The sequence below is a fragment of the Streptomyces sp. NBC_01217 genome, assembly GCF_035994185.1.
Taxonomy (GTDB): domain Bacteria; phylum Actinomycetota; class Actinomycetes; order Streptomycetales; family Streptomycetaceae; genus Streptomyces.
Genome location: NZ_CP108538.1, coordinates 475,258 through 490,873, shown reverse-complemented (window position 1 = coordinate 490,873; position 15,616 = coordinate 475,258). Strand labels below are relative to the sequence as shown.

At 68.5% G+C, this 15,616-nt stretch carries 14 protein-coding genes and 1 pseudogene; 10 read left to right on the top strand and 5 right to left on the bottom strand.

The window, feature by feature from the left end; translation table 11 throughout:
• Nucleotides 1-22 precede the first annotated feature (22 nt).
• The 3 genes from OG507_RS01920 to OG507_RS01910 form a co-directional block, all read right to left on the bottom strand.
• Nucleotides 23-988 carry an alpha/beta fold hydrolase gene (locus OG507_RS01920; RefSeq protein WP_327365347.1) on the bottom strand — a complete coding sequence of 322 codons (966 nt, stop codon included), beginning with the start codon at nucleotides 986-988 and terminating at the stop codon, nucleotides 23-25.
• A gap of 153 nt (nucleotides 989-1,141) precedes the next feature.
• Nucleotides 1,142-1,678, bottom strand: a complete 537-nt coding sequence (locus OG507_RS01915; RefSeq protein WP_327365346.1) for a DoxX family protein — start codon at nucleotides 1,676-1,678, stop codon at nucleotides 1,142-1,144.
• A gap of 146 nt (nucleotides 1,679-1,824) precedes the next feature.
• Nucleotides 1,825-3,207, bottom strand: coding sequence for an amidohydrolase family protein (locus tag OG507_RS01910; RefSeq protein ID WP_327365345.1), 1,383 nt, complete (start codon nucleotides 3,205-3,207; stop codon nucleotides 1,825-1,827).
• A gap of 263 nt (nucleotides 3,208-3,470) precedes the next feature.
• On the opposite strand from OG507_RS01910, the pseudogene OG507_RS01905 reads away from it, so the two are divergent.
• The 6 genes and pseudogenes from OG507_RS01905 to OG507_RS01880 all read left to right on the top strand — a co-directional run.
• Nucleotides 3,471-3,704, top strand: a pseudogene (locus OG507_RS01905) (helix-turn-helix domain-containing protein); the annotation flags it as partial.
• 119 nt (nucleotides 3,705-3,823) lie between these two features.
• Nucleotides 3,824-4,396 (top strand): IclR family transcriptional regulator domain-containing protein, encoded by a 573-nt coding sequence (locus tag OG507_RS01900; RefSeq protein WP_327365344.1) that lies wholly within the window; start codon nucleotides 3,824-3,826, stop codon nucleotides 4,394-4,396.
• A 75-nt stretch (nucleotides 4,397-4,471) separates the two neighbouring features.
• Nucleotides 4,472-5,662, top strand: coding sequence for a CaiB/BaiF CoA transferase family protein (locus tag OG507_RS01895; protein WP_327365343.1), 1,191 nt, complete (start codon nucleotides 4,472-4,474; stop codon nucleotides 5,660-5,662).
• Complete coding sequence (locus OG507_RS01890; protein WP_327365342.1) at nucleotides 5,655-6,497, top strand: citryl-CoA lyase; 843 nt, start codon at nucleotides 5,655-5,657, stop codon at nucleotides 6,495-6,497. The genes OG507_RS01895 and OG507_RS01890 overlap by 8 nt, the downstream gene beginning before the upstream one ends.
• A gap of 51 nt (nucleotides 6,498-6,548) precedes the next feature.
• Entirely contained in the window at nucleotides 6,549-7,406 is an 858-nt protein-coding gene (locus OG507_RS01885) for a dioxygenase family protein (protein ID WP_327365341.1), read from the top strand.
• 103 nt (nucleotides 7,407-7,509) lie between these two features.
• Complete coding sequence (locus tag OG507_RS01880) at nucleotides 7,510-8,292, top strand: hypothetical protein (protein WP_327365340.1); 783 nt, start codon at nucleotides 7,510-7,512, stop codon at nucleotides 8,290-8,292.
• Nucleotides 8,293-8,977: 685 nt separating this feature from the next.
• On the opposite strand, the gene OG507_RS40290 is transcribed toward OG507_RS01880, so the two are convergent.
• Nucleotides 8,978-9,316, bottom strand: a complete 339-nt coding sequence (locus OG507_RS40290; RefSeq protein ID WP_442811083.1) for an STAS domain-containing protein — start codon at nucleotides 9,314-9,316, stop codon at nucleotides 8,978-8,980.
• A 404-nt stretch (nucleotides 9,317-9,720) separates the two neighbouring features.
• On the opposite strand from OG507_RS40290, the gene OG507_RS01875 reads away from it, so the two are divergent.
• The 4 genes from OG507_RS01875 to OG507_RS01860 all read left to right on the top strand — a co-directional run bounded on the left by OG507_RS01875 (nucleotide 9,721) and on the right by OG507_RS01860 (nucleotide 14,755).
• A complete protein-coding gene (locus tag OG507_RS01875) occupies nucleotides 9,721-10,917 on the top strand; it encodes an NAD(P)/FAD-dependent oxidoreductase (protein ID WP_327365339.1) in 1,197 nt (398 codons plus the stop codon).
• 258 nt (nucleotides 10,918-11,175) lie between these two features.
• Nucleotides 11,176-12,906 (top strand): L-aspartate oxidase, encoded by a 1,731-nt coding sequence (locus OG507_RS01870; protein ID WP_327365338.1) that lies wholly within the window; start codon nucleotides 11,176-11,178, stop codon nucleotides 12,904-12,906.
• Between the two features lie 15 nt (nucleotides 12,907-12,921).
• Nucleotides 12,922-13,818, top strand: a complete 897-nt coding sequence (locus OG507_RS01865; protein ID WP_327365337.1) for an RNA polymerase sigma-70 factor — start codon at nucleotides 12,922-12,924, stop codon at nucleotides 13,816-13,818.
• Nucleotides 13,819-13,918: 100 nt separating this feature from the next.
• Nucleotides 13,919-14,755 (top strand): RNA polymerase subunit sigma-24, encoded by an 837-nt coding sequence (locus OG507_RS01860; protein ID WP_327365336.1) that lies wholly within the window; start codon nucleotides 13,919-13,921, stop codon nucleotides 14,753-14,755.
• 85 nt (nucleotides 14,756-14,840) lie between these two features.
• On the opposite strand, the gene OG507_RS01855 is transcribed toward OG507_RS01860, so the two are convergent.
• A complete protein-coding gene (locus tag OG507_RS01855) occupies nucleotides 14,841-15,590 on the bottom strand; it encodes an SDR family oxidoreductase (RefSeq protein WP_327365335.1) in 750 nt (249 codons plus the stop codon).
• Nucleotides 15,591-15,616: the final 26 nt, after the last annotated feature.

The following is a 15,616-nucleotide window of genomic DNA, read 5'->3' as shown; positions in this document are numbered from 1 at the left end:
GGCTGCCCCAGTCGGCCCGCCGTCAGCGGCGCCGCATCCGACGGCCGAGGAGGACGGCCCCTGCTCCGGCGAGCAGGGCCGCTCCGGCGATGCCGGCCTCGGCGCGGACATTATCGGTGGACCCGGTGGTCGCCAGGGCCAGGGGCGGCTGGGCGGAGGGGGACCCGGCAGCCTGGAGGATCAGATCGGCGACAGCGTCGGGGTGCGCGATCAGCGACACGTGGCAGGAATTGATCTCCACCGTGTGTGAACCGGCGCGCTTGGCCTGGAAGCGTTCCTGGTCCGGGTTGATGGTCTTGTCCTGCCGGCCTACGAGGGCCCAGGACGGGATGGTCTTCCAGGCGGCGACCTTGGCCTTCTCCGAGAATGCGGTGGTGGCCGCGGGCCGCTGGGTGACTCCCAGCAGATTCGCCTGGCTCGCGGGCAGGCAGGCGGCGAAGACGGGGTGCACCTTGTCGGGCTTGAGGTACAGATCGGTACCGCTGCGGCCGGTCTCCCGGTACGGGACGGAGTTGGTCGCGGTGCCGAGTTCGCTGGGGAAGCGTGCGGCCAGCGACATGCCGCTCTCGCCCACGTCAGGCATCAGCGCCGAGATGTACACCAGGGACTTCACCCGCGGGTTCCCGGCTGCGGCCGTGCTGATCACCGCGCCGCCGTACGAGTGGCCGGCCAGGACCACGGGGCCCTTGATGCTGTCTAGTACGGAGGCGATGTAGGTGGAGTCGTTGTACAGGCCGCGCAGAGGGTTGGCCGGAGCCACAACGGTGTAGCCGCGACGCTCCAGGCGCTCGATCACCCCGTCCCAGCTGGAGCCGTCCGCGAATGCCCCGTGCACCAGCACGATGGTGGGTTTCGCAGCGGTGGTGTCGACGTCCGCTGCCGCCGCCGGTGCCGCTGCGGACGTACACAGGGCCAGGGCACATCCGGTCACCGTGACGTGTGCGCTCAGTATTCGACGCCGTATGCCGGAGATCGCCAGTGTGGTCATGCCGTTCTCGCTTCTCTTGAGGTCAACAGCACCTCAGCGTTCACGCAGCGGCGGGTGTCGTGCCCGGCCGCGCTGTCCAACCGGGTGAAAACGCGGGGCGTCGGAGTGAGATTTTGGGCGTAGTGTCGGGCGAATCGGGGCCGGCTCGCGCCTTCAGGCCGCTGCGTGGTCGTCGCCTTGCGCTGCGGTGGTCCGCCTCGCGCGCAGCACCCGGGTACGGCCGGCGAGCGGAACGGCCGACGCGAGCAGCCCGAGTGCGAGCGCCGCCGAGCCCCAGGCGTACCCGGACAGCCGGTCCAGACTTAGGGCGGCGTCGAGCGACCAGGGGCCTGGCCCTGTGAAACCGAGAACCGCGGCGACTGCGCCGTACCAGAACGGGACCTCGCATCCACCTCGCTGTGCCCAGAATCCGTTGGCCGCCGTTGCAACGGCGGCCACCGTCATCGTGCCGACGACGATCGCGCAGCCGCCGGGCGTCAGGAACCCGGCCGCGATCGAGACGGCACCCGCGAGCTCCGCGAGACCGGCCACCAGCGCCATCCGCGCACCGGGCACAAACCCCCACCCCTCGAAGACCGCGCCGGTGCCGACAAGGCCCGCTCCTCCGAACCAGGCACGCAATTTCTGCGTGGCATGGCCGAACAGCAGGGCGGCGAGCAGCAGGCGGAGCAGGAGCAGTCCCACACTCATCGGACTCGACCTTCCGTGTTCGCGACAGCCTGAGCGGCACCGAGATGCGCGGGCCGGTCCCTCACCGCGCTGCGGTCCCGATGGCTCCACCGCCGAAGCACGCCTGGATGTCTCCCTTCATGCGGAATCACGGGGAACACTTCGGCTCACCGGCTGTGCGTCGCGGCGCTGCGGTAATCGGTGTACGTATACGGGTTGTCGAGGACCTTCGTCTCGGGAACATCCGGGTTCATGCCCTTGCGCCACTCCTCCTCGCCCATGGTCGCCCGCAGGTGGTCGACGGTCTGCTCGACCTCGCGCCGCACCGCGGCCAGGTCGACGCCGAGCAGGCGGTGCTCGTGCTTGACCACCCGCCCGTTGACGACCACGGTGTGCACGTCGCCGCGCTGGGCCTGGAACGCCACATGGCCGAAGGGATTGAGCACCGGGAACGAGACCGGCGAATGCTCGTTCTTCAGCAGGACGAGATCGGCCTTCTTGCCTGCTTCGACGCTGCCCAGCTCGTCATCGCGACCGAGCGCCCTGGCACCGCCGAGAGTGGCCCATTCCACCACCTGATCGGCGCGCAGCGCGCAGTGCGTGACGGTCTCTCCCTTGGTGTGCGCCTCCAGATGCCCGCGCGCCCGGTCGGCGCCCAGCGTGGTGCGCATGGCGGAGAACAGATCTCCGCTCCACCACACGCTGGTGTCCATCGACAGCGAGACAGGGATGTCGTGGGCGCGGATCGCCCAGGTCGTCGGGTAACCCTGTCCGGCGCTCTGCTCGCTCTCCGTGGACACCGATACCGAACCGCCCGTAGCGGCGATGCGATGGTAGGAGTCGGCCGACAGTGTCGAGGCGTGCACATAGACCGTCTCGGGTGTCATGAAGCCGTGTTCGTGCATCAGCCGGATGCCGTCGTCGTTGGTGGCGCCCCAGACACCGGCGTGTGTGGTGACGGCCACGCCCAGGGCACGCGCCACTTCGAAGGCCGGTTTCTCGGGGAACGCCGGGTCGCCCGTGACGTCGAAGGCGATCTGGAAACCGAGCATGTCGTCGCCGGTCATGCGGCGGCGCACGAAGTCCCGGAACTCCGGTGCCGCGGTCCATTCCGCCGGAGCCTGCTGGATGTTGCCGTAGGCGAGGACGAACCGTCCGGGCACCGACTGCAACGCGTCGACGGCGGCGTCCGCGTGATCGACCGTCTGGAGCCCGTGCGACCAGTCGACGACCGTGGTCACCCCGGCATCGAGTGCCTCCACGGCGGCCAGGAGGTTTCCGGCGTGCACGTCCTGCGGGCGGAAAGCCCTGCCGTGTTCGAGGTAGTACCAGACGAAGTACTGCGTCAGCGTCCAGTCGGCGCCGTAGCCGCGCATCGCCGTCTGCCACATGTGCCGGTGCGTGTCGATCATGCCGGGCATCACGATGCCGCCGGATGCGTCGATCTCGACCGTCCCGTCCGGAACCACGAGCCGCGGACCGACCGCGGCGATCCGGTCGTCGACCACCAGCACATCCGTGTCGGTGAGCACCCGACCCGCACGGTCCATGGGCAGCACCGTGCCCCTACGAAAGACGACGGGCCGCCCAGGCGGGAATTCGGTAGGTCGACTCATCACTGATCCCCTTCTCGCCAGCCCTCGGACGGCTGTCCGTCCAGCGGCCATCCTGACTGCAGGATGATGGTGATGAAGGCGTTCAGGGATGTCAATACCAAAGCTCGCATCGGCCTCCATGGTTCTGAGAAGATCTGATTCCTACGTGTCCGCACAGCGGTCAGGATTGCCGGTCGCGGTGAAGTGTTCGCTGTGGAATGGCCCATACTCTGCGTAGAGTGCGCCTCTCAGGCCGTCCGCATCACGGACGATCACCGGCGCCGGCCATCCAAGGCAGTCGCACGGACCGAAAGGAGTTCCTCATGCCCCGCGAAGAAACAGGGCCCGATTTCATCGAGGCGTTGGCCCGAGGACTGGAGGTGATCACCGCTTTCCAGTCCCGGCAGCCGGTGATGTCGCTGACCGACATGGCGAACGCGACGGGGCTGGCCAGGCCCACCGTGCGCCGGATCCTGCTCACCCTGGCCGAGCTGGGATACGTACGGCAGCAGGCCGGCGGGTTCGCGCTCACTCCCCGGCACTCGACCTCGGCGTCGCCTACGTCCGCTCGATGGGGCTGTGGGACGTGGCGAGGCCGCACCTGGAGCGGCTGGTCGAGCAGACGAACGAGTCCTGCTCGATCGCCCAGCTCGACGGCTCGGACATCGTCTACGTCGCGCGGGTCTCCGTCCCCAGGATCGTCACGCTCGCCGTGCAGATCGGTACGAAATTCCCCGCGCTGCAGACGTCGTTGGGCAAGGTTCTGCTGGCCGCGCTGCCACCGGAGGAGGTGGAGCGGATCCTCGCCGAACCGAGCCGGTCGGGTCTGGTTCCCGTATGGCAGCCCGATCGCCCGGAGCGGGAGGCGGAGCTGCGAGAGGTTCGTGCGCGCGGCTGGGCGATGACCGACGAGCAGATGGCGAGGGGAATCCGGTCGGTGGCCGCGCCCCTGCGCGACGGATCGGGTCGCGTCATCGCGAGCCTCAACGTCAATGCCCATGCCGCCGAGACCTCGGTGGAGGTGCTGCTCAACGACTATCTGCCCCTCCTCCTGCAGGCCGCGGGCGAAATCAGTGTGGATTTCGCGCGTCTCGAATCCGTGCCGCACGTGACCCGGCCGTCGAGCACGACTGGGAAGTCTTGACTCCGCCACTGTCCGAGTTCAGAATCGCAGCAACGGACAGACGTCCGTTGGTCGGACAATGAGAGGCAAGGGGCGATGCCAGAGAGTGCCACGTCTGCTCGCGCGGCTGCTGCGGGGCCGCTTTCCGGAGTACTGGTGGCGGATTTCTCGCGCGTGCTCGCCGGGCCGTACGCCACGATGCTGCTTGCCGATCTCGGAGCCGACGTCGTCAAGGTCGAGGGGCCGAACGGTGACGACACCCGGAGCTGGATGCCTCCCGTGCGGGGTGAGGTCTCGACCTACTACCTCGGGATCAACCGCGGGAAGCGCTCGATCGCGCTGGATCTCCGTGACGAGGCCGACGCAGGCATCGCGCGTGAACTGGCCCGCCGCGCGGACGTTCTGATCGAGAACTTCAAGCCCGGCGGGCTGGCGAAGTACGGGCTGGACTTCGACGCGGTCCGCCGCGACAACCCCGGCGTGATCTACACCTCGATCACGGGTTTCGGATCGGGCCCGGGACGCCACGTGCCCGGATACGACCTCATGGTCCAGGCCATCTCGGGGCTGATGAGCCTCACCGGCGACCCGGACGGGCCGCCCTACCGGGCCGGGATCTCCGTATTCGACGTGATGGCCGGCAACCACGCCACGATCGGTGTCCTGGCGGCACTGCGCCACCGGGACGCGACCGGCGAAGGCCAGCTCGTCGAGGTCAACCTGCTGTCCTCCGCGCTCACCGGACTGGTCAACCACAGCTCGGCCTTCGTGGCGAGCGGAGCCGTGCCGTACCGCATGGGCAACGCCCACCCCAGTGTGTTCCCCTACGAACCGCTGCCCACCGCTGACAACGACCTCATCGTGACCGCCGCCAATGACGGCCAGTTCCGCAAGCTGTGCGAGGTGCTGGGCATCCCTCAGGTCGCCGACGACCCGCGATTCGCCCGTAACTCCGACCGTACGGCCAACCGCGAGCAGCTCCGGCCTCTGCTGGTCGAGCAGCTGGTCGAGCGCGGCGCCGGCGAATGGTTCGAGCTGCTGGTCGAGGCGGGCGTGCCGAGCGGGCCGATCAACACCATCGAAGGCGGGTTCGCCATGGCCGAACGGTTCGAGCTGGAGCCGGTCGTCACGGTGGGGGAGGGCGAGCGCGCGGTCCCCACCACGCGTCACCCGATCCGCTTCTCCGCGAGTCCGGCCGCCTACCGGCTGCCGCCGCCGGAACTCGACGAACACGGCGACGAGCTCCGCAAGTGGCTGTCCTCCCCCGAGGAGCAGGACCGTGGCTGAGCGGGAGACCCGAGCCGTGTATCCCACCGCTCTGGGCGCGTCCGGTCCGAAGACGATCACTCTGCTCGGTCATGACCTGGCCGAGGACGTCATGGGCTCGGTGGGCTTCGGCGCGCTGGCGTTCTGGCTGGCCACTCAGCGGCGGCCGAGCCCCGGCGAGACACGGGTCTTCGAGGCGGTGCTCGCCGCGCTTGCCGACCACGGGTTCACCCCCACGGCCATCGTCACCCGGCTGACGTATCTGTCCGCGCCGGACTCCATCCAGGGCGCCCTTGCCGCTGGCCTGCTCGGAGGCGGCTCCAGATTCCTCGGAGTCACCGAGGACACCGGCCGGTTCCTGCACGACGTGGTGGAGTCGCTGGACGGCGCCGTACCGTCCGAGGGGGCGGACTGGGACGCGGTGGCGCTGCGTACGGTGCAACAGCAGCGCACGGCCGGGAAGTTCGTCCCCGGGCTGGGGCATCACGTCCACAAGGAGGGCGATCCCCGGACGCCGAGACTGATGCGGATCGCGACGGAGGAGGGCCTGTTCGGACCGCACCTGTCGCTGTTCGCCGCCATCGGCCGGGTACATCCCACCGTTCTGGGCAGAACGCTGCCGCTCAACGGAGCGGGCGTCTGTGGCGCCGCGCTCGCCGACCTGGGCCTCCCACTGCCGCTGCTTCGCGGGTTCGCGCTGCTGGCCCGCACCGCCGGACTGATCGGGCAGCTCGCCGAGGAACTGCGCCACCCGGTCGCGCGCGACATCTTCCTCTCCGTAGACCTCAACAACACCTCCGTCCCCCCGGACCCCTACGTCCCCGAGCCGTCCACGGAAGAAAGCGGCAACGGCTGACGCCGTGGACACCAGTTAGCAGATGGTCGTGCGGTACACCAAGGAGCAACCATGTTTGTCAATGAGGACAACATCACCGACCTTGCCGTCCAGCGCTGGGCCACCGCGCACTCGCCACGTCTGGCGGAGCTGATGAGCGCGCTGGTCCGCCACCTGCACGCGTTCGCCCGGGACGTGGAGCTGACCGAGGACGAATGGATGGCCGCGATCGAATGGCTGACCGCGGCCGGCCGGCTCAGTGACGACAAGCGCCAGGAGCTCATCCTGACCTCCGACGTACTCGGACTGAGCATGCTCGTCGTGCAGTTGAACAACAAGTTCTCGCCGCAGGCGACCCCCGCCACCGTGCTGGGCCCGTTCCACATAGACGGGTCGCCCGCCGCGCCCTACGGCTTCGACATGTCGGACGGGATACCGGGAACACCGCTCTTCATCACCGGCAAGGTCACCGGCGCCGGAGGCGACCCCATCCCCAACGCCGTGTTCGACGTCTGGCAGGCGGACGCCGACGGCGCCTACGAGTCCCAGATCCCCGACATCGACGAAGCCCGTCTGCGGGCCAAGTACCGGGCACGGGAGGACGGCACCTACTGCATCCGCACCATCGCGCCTCGCGGGTACGCCATCCCCATGGACGGCCCCGTCGGCGACCTGATCCGCAGGACGGACATCAGCTACTTCCGGCCCGCCCACGTGCACTTCCTCATCGACGAGCCCGGGCACCAGAAGCTGATCACCCACCTGTTCCAGGAGGGCAGCGAGTACCTCGACAGCGACGTGGTCTTCGGTACGAAGCACGCGCTGGTCGTGCGCTTCGTCGAACAGCCGCCTGGCATCGCACCCGACGGATCAGCCATCGCCGAGCCCTACCTGCATGCCGAGTACGACTTCGCCCTGGAACCCAGCTGACGCGGCGCCGGTCCGCGGGCGAGGTGGGTCACGACCGGCGCGGTCCCGGGTGATCGTTACTCTGTTCCCCCCTGCCATGAGGTGGGGTGAAGAGGGGTGGGACATGCGTAGAAGAATCGCTGTGGCCTCCGTGGTGGCGGTGACCACCGGGATCATGGTGGCGCCGGCCGCGCACGCGGAAGGGCGCGGTGACATCCGCGTCACCAAGACCGTCGTGAACGGTGGCGGCAGTGTGATTGTGGGGGTCAAGAACATCAAGCGGTTCCCGATCACCATGACGATCAAGGACAACTCGGGGGTGCAGAAGGTCACCGACGTGTCCGCGTACAACGCGAGCAATGGTTACGGGCCGGTGTCCTACCTCGGCACGACGTGCCGGAAGGTCAGCAAGACGACGTCCGTGTGCACCGCGACGATGGAGTTCGATCCGTCATGGATCGACTCCTACGGAAGCGGGAACGAGGGCTGGGACGCCAATGCGGTCGCGGGGAACTGGCAGGTCAACGCCACGGCCCGGGCCAATGACCGCGACTACTGGATCTCGGACCGCATCGCCTTGTTCAAGGTGAAGCGCGCCGCGACCCTGACCACGGACGCCACGCCCGAGCCGGTCAGGAAGGGCGGCACGCTGACCGTCACCGGAAAGCTGTCGCGGGCCAACTGGACGGACCTGAAGTACCACGCTTTCACCAAGCAGGTGGTGAAGCTGCAGTACAAGAAGCCCGGCGGGTCGTACAGCACCGTGAAGACGGCGACCACGGACGGCAAGGGCCACCTCCGCGCGACGGTGAAAGCCGCCGCGACGGGCAGCTGGCGCTGGGCATTCCTCGGTACGACCACGACCATGAAGGTCGTGTCCACCGGAGACGCAGTCACGGTGAAGTGACCGCGCGGCGGGCCGGGAACGGCCCGCCGACGGCGCGGGGTCGTCGCCGTCCTGCGGTGGCTCCGGGCCGCCGCGGGACGGCGCGGCGCGGAATCCGCGCCGAACGCGGCAGTACTCGTCGAGGCGACGGTGCGCCACACCGACACCGGATGCCGCCTGGCGCTGGAGCCCGTTCAGGCATACGTCAGCGACGTGACCACCAGCCGCCGAGCATGGTCGAACCCGGCGTAATTCCCGGGAGGAAGGAAGCGCCGACCGATCATTCAGGACCACGATTCGGGTGTAGTTGAGGCCAAGGCCGATCCTGGCTGCCCCCGAGATGAGGATGACCCCTCCGCTGAGCACGGGGCCGGCGAGGGTCGCTGCCGCTACCGAAGCGGCGGCGAGCAGGGTTGGGGTTGCCCAGCCCACGACCGGGGCGAAGCGCCCGTCGAGGGCGATCGCGCCCACCAGCAGGAGGAGTACGGCAACCGGTCGCAGGCGTGAGGGCAGGGACTGATCGATGGCAGAGGCCGGGCCGGTGCCGGTCCGCGCGGCAACCTTCGACCCGCGGTTCACAGGAGGTTGCGGATGGCCGGAGGGAAGATCATGATGCATTGCTTCTGACGGGGTCTGTGGCCACTGCTGGGCCTGTCGGGCGCGTCCGTGGTCAACGGGCGGCTTCTGGAACGGATCCGGTGTCGAGTCATCGGCCGGCGCGGTGCGGACCGCCCTCGGGAGTGAGGGCCGTGCGCACGTCACGGTGGAGCGGCACCACTCGGTCCATCCCGGTCAGCCGATACCTTTGCTCCAACCTCGGCGAGAGACCTGCCACGGAGACAGAGGTGCCGACAAGGGTCGCGCTGCGGTAGGCGGACGCGACGGCTCCCATGCCACTGGAGTCCCAGAAACACATGAAGGAGCAGTCCAGCACCAACCTCCGGGCGCCCGCCGCGATTTCCTTCAGAGCGGTGGTTCGCAGCGCGCCCGCAGTGGCCCAGTCCACGGCGCCTGTTACGGCAAGGACGACGCGACCGCCGTGCATACGCGTGACGTGGATGCCGAACTGCCTGATATCCGAGTCGGTGTTCGGCCGGTCTCCGGTGCAGTCATGGCGAGGGGACGGGGACACAGGCTGGTCCTGGGAGTTGGAGAACATCGACTTCACCTTCCGCTTGCATGCGGGCGTCCGCTTCCATTGGTTGGGGCCGGACGACGCAGGGCCCCGGTCTCGTCACCTCACTCCGATCGCAATCGCCTTTTACGGGCTTTCCATTCATGACCGGCAATTCGCATGATTTGTGACATATCTGTCATTTGCGCCAGGAGTGTGACCTGGCGAGGGCCGTCGACCTTCAGTCGGTGGCAGGGGAGGATCTTCCACTGTCACAGCTCGCCTCGCTGTCTTGTCCATGTTGCGTAAACGTCAACGCGGCATCAGGAGACGAGATGAAGGACATCCTTGTCATCGGTGGAGGATTCGCCGGAGTGTGGAGCGCGGCGGGAGCCGTGCGAGCCATGCGTGAGGCAGGTGAGGAGGCGCGGGTGACCCTGGTCAGTGGTGGTGACGATCTGGTTGTGCGTCCGCGCCTCTACGAAGAGGAGCCGGAGAGCAAGCGGGTGCCGCTGGACCGCGTTCTCGGGCCCATCGGTGTGCGCCGCGTCACCGCGACGGTGACCGGTATCGACACCGGGGCGCGTACGGTGCGGGCCGTCGGGCGGGCAGGCGAGGATCTGACCCTGATGTACGACAAGCTCGTGCTGGCCGCAGGCAGCCGGCTGGTGCGCCCCGACTTCCCGGGCGCCCGGAACGTCTTCGACGTCGACACCCTGCCCGCCGCGGCCGCCTTCGATCATCACCTGCGTCGGCTGCCGCAGCGGGCGCCGTCCCCGGGCCGGTACACGGCCGTCGTGGTGGGCGCCGGCTTCACGGGCCTTGAGGTGGCCACCGGCCTCGGCGAACGGCTGCGGTCGATCGCCCAGACGCACGGTGCGGGCGAGGAGGTGCGGGTCGTCCTGGTCGACCGCGCCGACGTACTCGGTCCGGAGCTCGGCCCCGGACCGCGCCCGCAGATCGAGGGCGCGGTGGACGAACTGAAGATCGAGCGACGCCTCGGACGCACCGTGGCATCGGCCACCCACGAGGATGTCACGCTCTCGGACGGTGAGGTGATTCCCACAGCCACCGTAGTGTGGACGGCCGGCATGGTCGCCAGTTCCCTGACAGCACAGATTCCGGGAGAGCGCGACCGTCTGGGACGGCTGAGCGTGGATGCCTATCTGCGCGTGACGGGTGTCCCCGACGTGTACGCCGCAGGCGACACCGCCGCCGCCATCGCGGAGGAGGGGCGCTACGCGACGCAGAGCTGCCAGCACGCCCAGCCGATGGGGAAGTTCGCCGGACACAATGTGGCGGCCGACCTCCTGGGCATTGATCCGCTGCCCTTCACCCCCGATCCCTACGGCATCTGCCTTGACCTCGGGCCGGTCGGCGCCGTGGTCGCACAGGGCTGGGACCGCACGGTCGCGATGACCGGCGAGAGCGCCAAGGCTCTCAAGCGGGACATCAATACGCTGTGGATCTACCCCCCGGTCGACGACCCCGAGCAGATCCTCGCCCAGGCAGGCCGCTTCTCCAACCTCTGACAGCATGGGCGGACAACCGGGCGCTCCGGCCGCACGGTAGAGACTGTGCTCACGCCGGACGGTGGCGTCTTCGCGCCGTGAGGGACAGCCGGACCGCGTCCGGCTGTCCCTCACGGCTTCGGCAGATGAGTGCCTTCCATGGCTCGTGTCGGCCGTTCGGGTTCTGTGCCGTCGGCTCTGCGGGGTCAGGTCACAGATCAGTGGGCTGCTCGGTCATAGCTATGAGGAGCACGTCCTCACATTGGCCGAGGAGCACACATGTACACGTCCGAACGACGGATCGCCACATCCGTCCTCGTCATCGGCATAGGAGGATCCGGCCTGCGCGCCGCCATAGAACTCGCCGAACGCGGGGTCGACGTCCTCGCCGTGGGCAAGCGGCCGAAGACGGATGCGCACACCTCGCTCGCGGCGGGCGGGATCAACGCGGCCCTCGCCACGATCGACCCCGAGGACACCTGGCAGCAGCACGCCGCCGACACGCTCAAGGAGAGCTACCTTCTCGCCAACCCGAACACCGTGCGCATCGTGACCGAGGGCGCCGCACGCGGTATAGCGGACCTCGAACGCTACGGCATGCCCTTCGCCCGCGAGGAGGACGGCCGTATCTCCCAGCGGTTCTTCGGGGCGCACACCTATCGCCGCACGGCGTTCGCGGGGGACTACACGGGTCTTGAGATCCAGCGCACCCTCGTGGACCGCGCCGCCCGGCTCGACATTCCCGTCCTCGACACCATGTACGTCACGAAACTGCTCGTGCACGACAACGCCGTCTTCGGCGCCTACGGCTTCGACATCGAGGACGGCACGCGCTATGTCGTCCACGCCGACGCCGTGATCCTGGCCGCAGGCGGCCACACGCGCATCTGGCGACGCACCTCCTCGCGCCGCGACGAGAACACGGGCGACTCCTTCCGTCTCGCGGTCGAAGCCGGCGGGCGCATCCGCGACCCCGAACTCGTCCAGTTCCACCCCTCCGGCATCCTGCACCCCGAGAACGCGGCGGGCACACTCGTCTCCGAGGCGGCGCGCGGTGAAGGCGGAATCCTGCGCAACGCGCTCGGCGAGCGGTTCATGTCGCGCTACGACCCGGCGCGCATGGAGCTCTCCACCCGCGACCGGGTGGCGCTCGCCGCGTACACGGAGATCAAGGCGGGGCGTGGCACCGCGAACGGCGGAGTCTGGCTCGACGTCTCCCACCTTCCGCGTGAAACGATCATGAGCCGTCTGCCGCGCGTTTACCAGACACTGCTCGAACTCCAGATGCTCGACATCACGACGTCCCCCATCGAGATCGCGCCCACCGCCCACTACTCGATGGGCGGCGTGTGGGTGCGACCCGAGGACCACGGCACCGGGGTCGACGGCCTCTACGCGATCGGCGAGGCGTCGAGCGGCCTGCACGGGGCGAACCGGCTCGGCGGCAACTCGCTCATCGAACTCCTCGTCTTCGGCCGCATCGTCGGCGAGGCGGCGGCGGAATACTCCGCGGGGCTCGGCGCCCAGCGCCGCTCGGCCGAATCGCTCGACGCTGCGCGGGCGGAGGTGGACGGGCTTCTCGCGGCCGACGGCCCGGAGAACGTGCGCTCACTGCAGCGCGCCGTCCGCGACACGATGACGGAGCACGTCGGCGTGGTGCGCGACGAGACCGGCCTGCGGCGGGGGCTCGCGGAACTCGACGTGATCGAGGCACGCATTGCCGACGCCGGAGTACACCCGGACATCGCAGGCTTCCAGGACCTCGCCCACGCCTTCGACCTGAAGTCCGCCGCGCTCGCGGCACGCGCGACGATCGAGGCGTCTCTCGAACGCCGCGAGACCCGCGGCTGCCACAATCGGTCCGACTACCCGGATCTCGACCCCTCGCTGCAGGTCAACCTGGTGTGGTCCGGTCCGGGGCTGGTGGAACGGGAGAGCATACCGCCGGTCCCCGATGACATCGCGGCGCTCATGCGCGAGGTCTCGACCGTTGGCAAACTCGTCGAGTAGCAAGGGTCAGGAACCATGCCGTCGAAGAACAATCCAGCGGATGACGCCGAAAGCCTCAAGGAGGCAGAGGCGGTGTTCCGCGGTGTGCGCGGTCGCATGTTCGGAATCGCCTACCGCATGCTGGGCAGCGTCAGCGAGGCGGAAGACATCCTCCAGGAGGTCTGGATCCGCTGGCAGACCTACGACCGGTCCAAGGTGCAGAACGCGCAGGCGTTCCTCACGACGACCACGACGCGGCTTGCGATCAACGTGCTGCAGTCCGCGAGGGTCCGCCGTGAGACCTATGTCGGCCCGTGGCTGCCGGAACCGGTCGACACCAGCAGCGACCCGGCGCTTGGCGCCGAGCGCGGGGAGGCTCTGGAGGTCGCGGTGCTGATGCTGCTGGAGAAGCTCACTCCCACGGAACGGGCGGCGTACGTGCTGCGGCAGGCGTTCGACTACCCGTATGAGCAGATCGCGGAGATCATCGGTCAGACGAATGCGAACGTACGCCAGTTGGTGAGCCGGGCGCGGAAGCATCTGGCCGCGGAGAAACGTGCCAGTGTCGCGGGCGCCGAGCACCGGCGGCTCCTGACCGCGTTCGTTGCCGCCGCACAGACAGGGAACGTGAGCGCATTGGAGGAGTTGTTCGCGCAGGACGTCGTCTCGTACGCCGACGGCGGAGGGGCCGTTCGGGCGTCGAAGTTCCCCGTTGTGGGCAGTCACCGTGTGGCGAGGTACGTCCACGCGTTCGCCGACACCTTCTGGTCCGGTGTGACGGTGGAGCCGGTCGAGATCAACGGCCGTGCCGGGGTGCGTCTGCAGCGGGACGGGAACGTGATCGCCGTTGTCACGGTGAGCGTGACCGCCGACGGCATCGACCGGGTGCTGTGGATGATGAACCCGTCGAAGCTCACGGCCATGGCCGCCTGAGCCATCCGTCCCGCCCGGGCCGCGTCCGCCCCGGCACCCGGCACTTGGCACGAGCACGGCGCACTGTTGTCCGACGACCCAGCAGAAAGGACCAGCCCTCGTGGACAAGAACCAAGAAGTGGAACTGTTCCTCGCCGAGGTCGACGATGAACGCCTGCATCTGCCGAACATCGCGTTCCGGGTGCCAGGCACCACCGGCGACGCCGAACGCGCCGTCCAGGGGGTCTGCGCATTCCGGTACCGCCCGGGCGACACCTGGCGAGCGGCCATCGACGTACCGCAGGCGTGGCTGACACCCGTCGCGTACGTGGGTGATCGGCTGCCTGAGCCGGCGTCGTCGCCGGCGACCACACTGGCTTCGACGCCGGTCGGGGCAGGGGACCGGTTCACGCTCGACGAGTCCGTGAAGACGGTGCTGATGTTCGAGCGGGCCGTGTTCGCCCTGCATGACATGCTCGCCCTGCCGTTCGGCGGGAGCGCCGTGATCGTCGTCGGCCGTACCAGGCAGATGTGCCGGAAACTCGCGTCCTTTGCCCGGCGGCGCGTTTGCGACCGATGCCGGCGGGAGTCCGCGTCCGACGCGCACACCCGTATCGTCACCGCCTTCTGGGCCGCCTGCGACCTCGGCGACCTCGCCGCTCTCGTCTCGCTGCTCGATCCGGACGCGACGATGCTCAGCGACGGCGGCGGCAAGGTCCGCGCTGCCCTGCATCCGGTCCACGGCGCCGATCGCACGGCCCGTTTCATGCTTGCCGCGCTGTCGCGGCATCCCCGGCTCAAGGCCACCCTGCAGTCCGTGAACGGCAAGACCGGTCTGATCCTCCGCCACGGCACCACCGTGTCCGGTGTCGTCAGCTTCCATGTGAAGAAGGAGAAGATCACCGACGTGTGGCTGGTACTCAACCCCGACAAACTCCGCAGCTGGAACCAGAGCTGACCGGGCTCCGGCTCCGGCGCCACCGTGGTGGAACTGCGGCACGAAGGGTATGTCCCTGAGTTGCCCGCTCACACTGCGCGGCGGGTCACTCGGCGGACGCTTCGAGCCAGGCGTCGAGGGTGATCTCGCCACGGGGGGAGCCTTCGTCGGGGATGAGGGATCGCTCGCTCATGTGGGCTCCGAAGTACGGAGCGGCAGGGTCTGCGACGACCCTGCGGGGGTCGTTACGGCTCTGAAGGACCCGGGCGACGATCTCGTCGAAGCGGCCGACTCCGGGGCCTGCGATGTCGACGATGCCGTTCACAGGCGCGCCGACTGCGGCCCGTCCGACGGCAGCCGCGACGTCATCGGCAGCAACCGGCTGGAAGGACACGGGCGGAAGCGTGACAGTGTCGCCGTCGGTCGCGGTGTCGGCGATGCCGCCGATGAACTCGAAGAATTGCGTCGCATGGACAATCGAGTACGGCAGTCCCGAGTCCCGGATCAGCTGTTCCTGCGCGGCTTTGGCCTTGAAATAGCCCCCGTCCGACGGGCGCTCGACTCCGACGATGGACAGGGCGACGTGATGATTGACACCGGTCTTCTTCTCCGCGGCGATCAGGTTCGCCGTCGATGTGGTGAAGAAGTCCATGACGGCCCGGTCCTCGAACGACGGAGAATTCGTCACATCGACCACCACGTCCGCGCCGGACAGCGCTTCGGCAAGGCCTTCACCAGTAATCGTATTGACGCCGGATTTCGGAGACGCGGCAACCGCATCATAGCCCTGTGCTGTGAGTTTGTTGATCAGCTTCGAGCCGATGAGTCCGCTCCCGCCGATTACTACGATCTTCATGGTTTCCCTTTTCGTTGCGCGTCCGA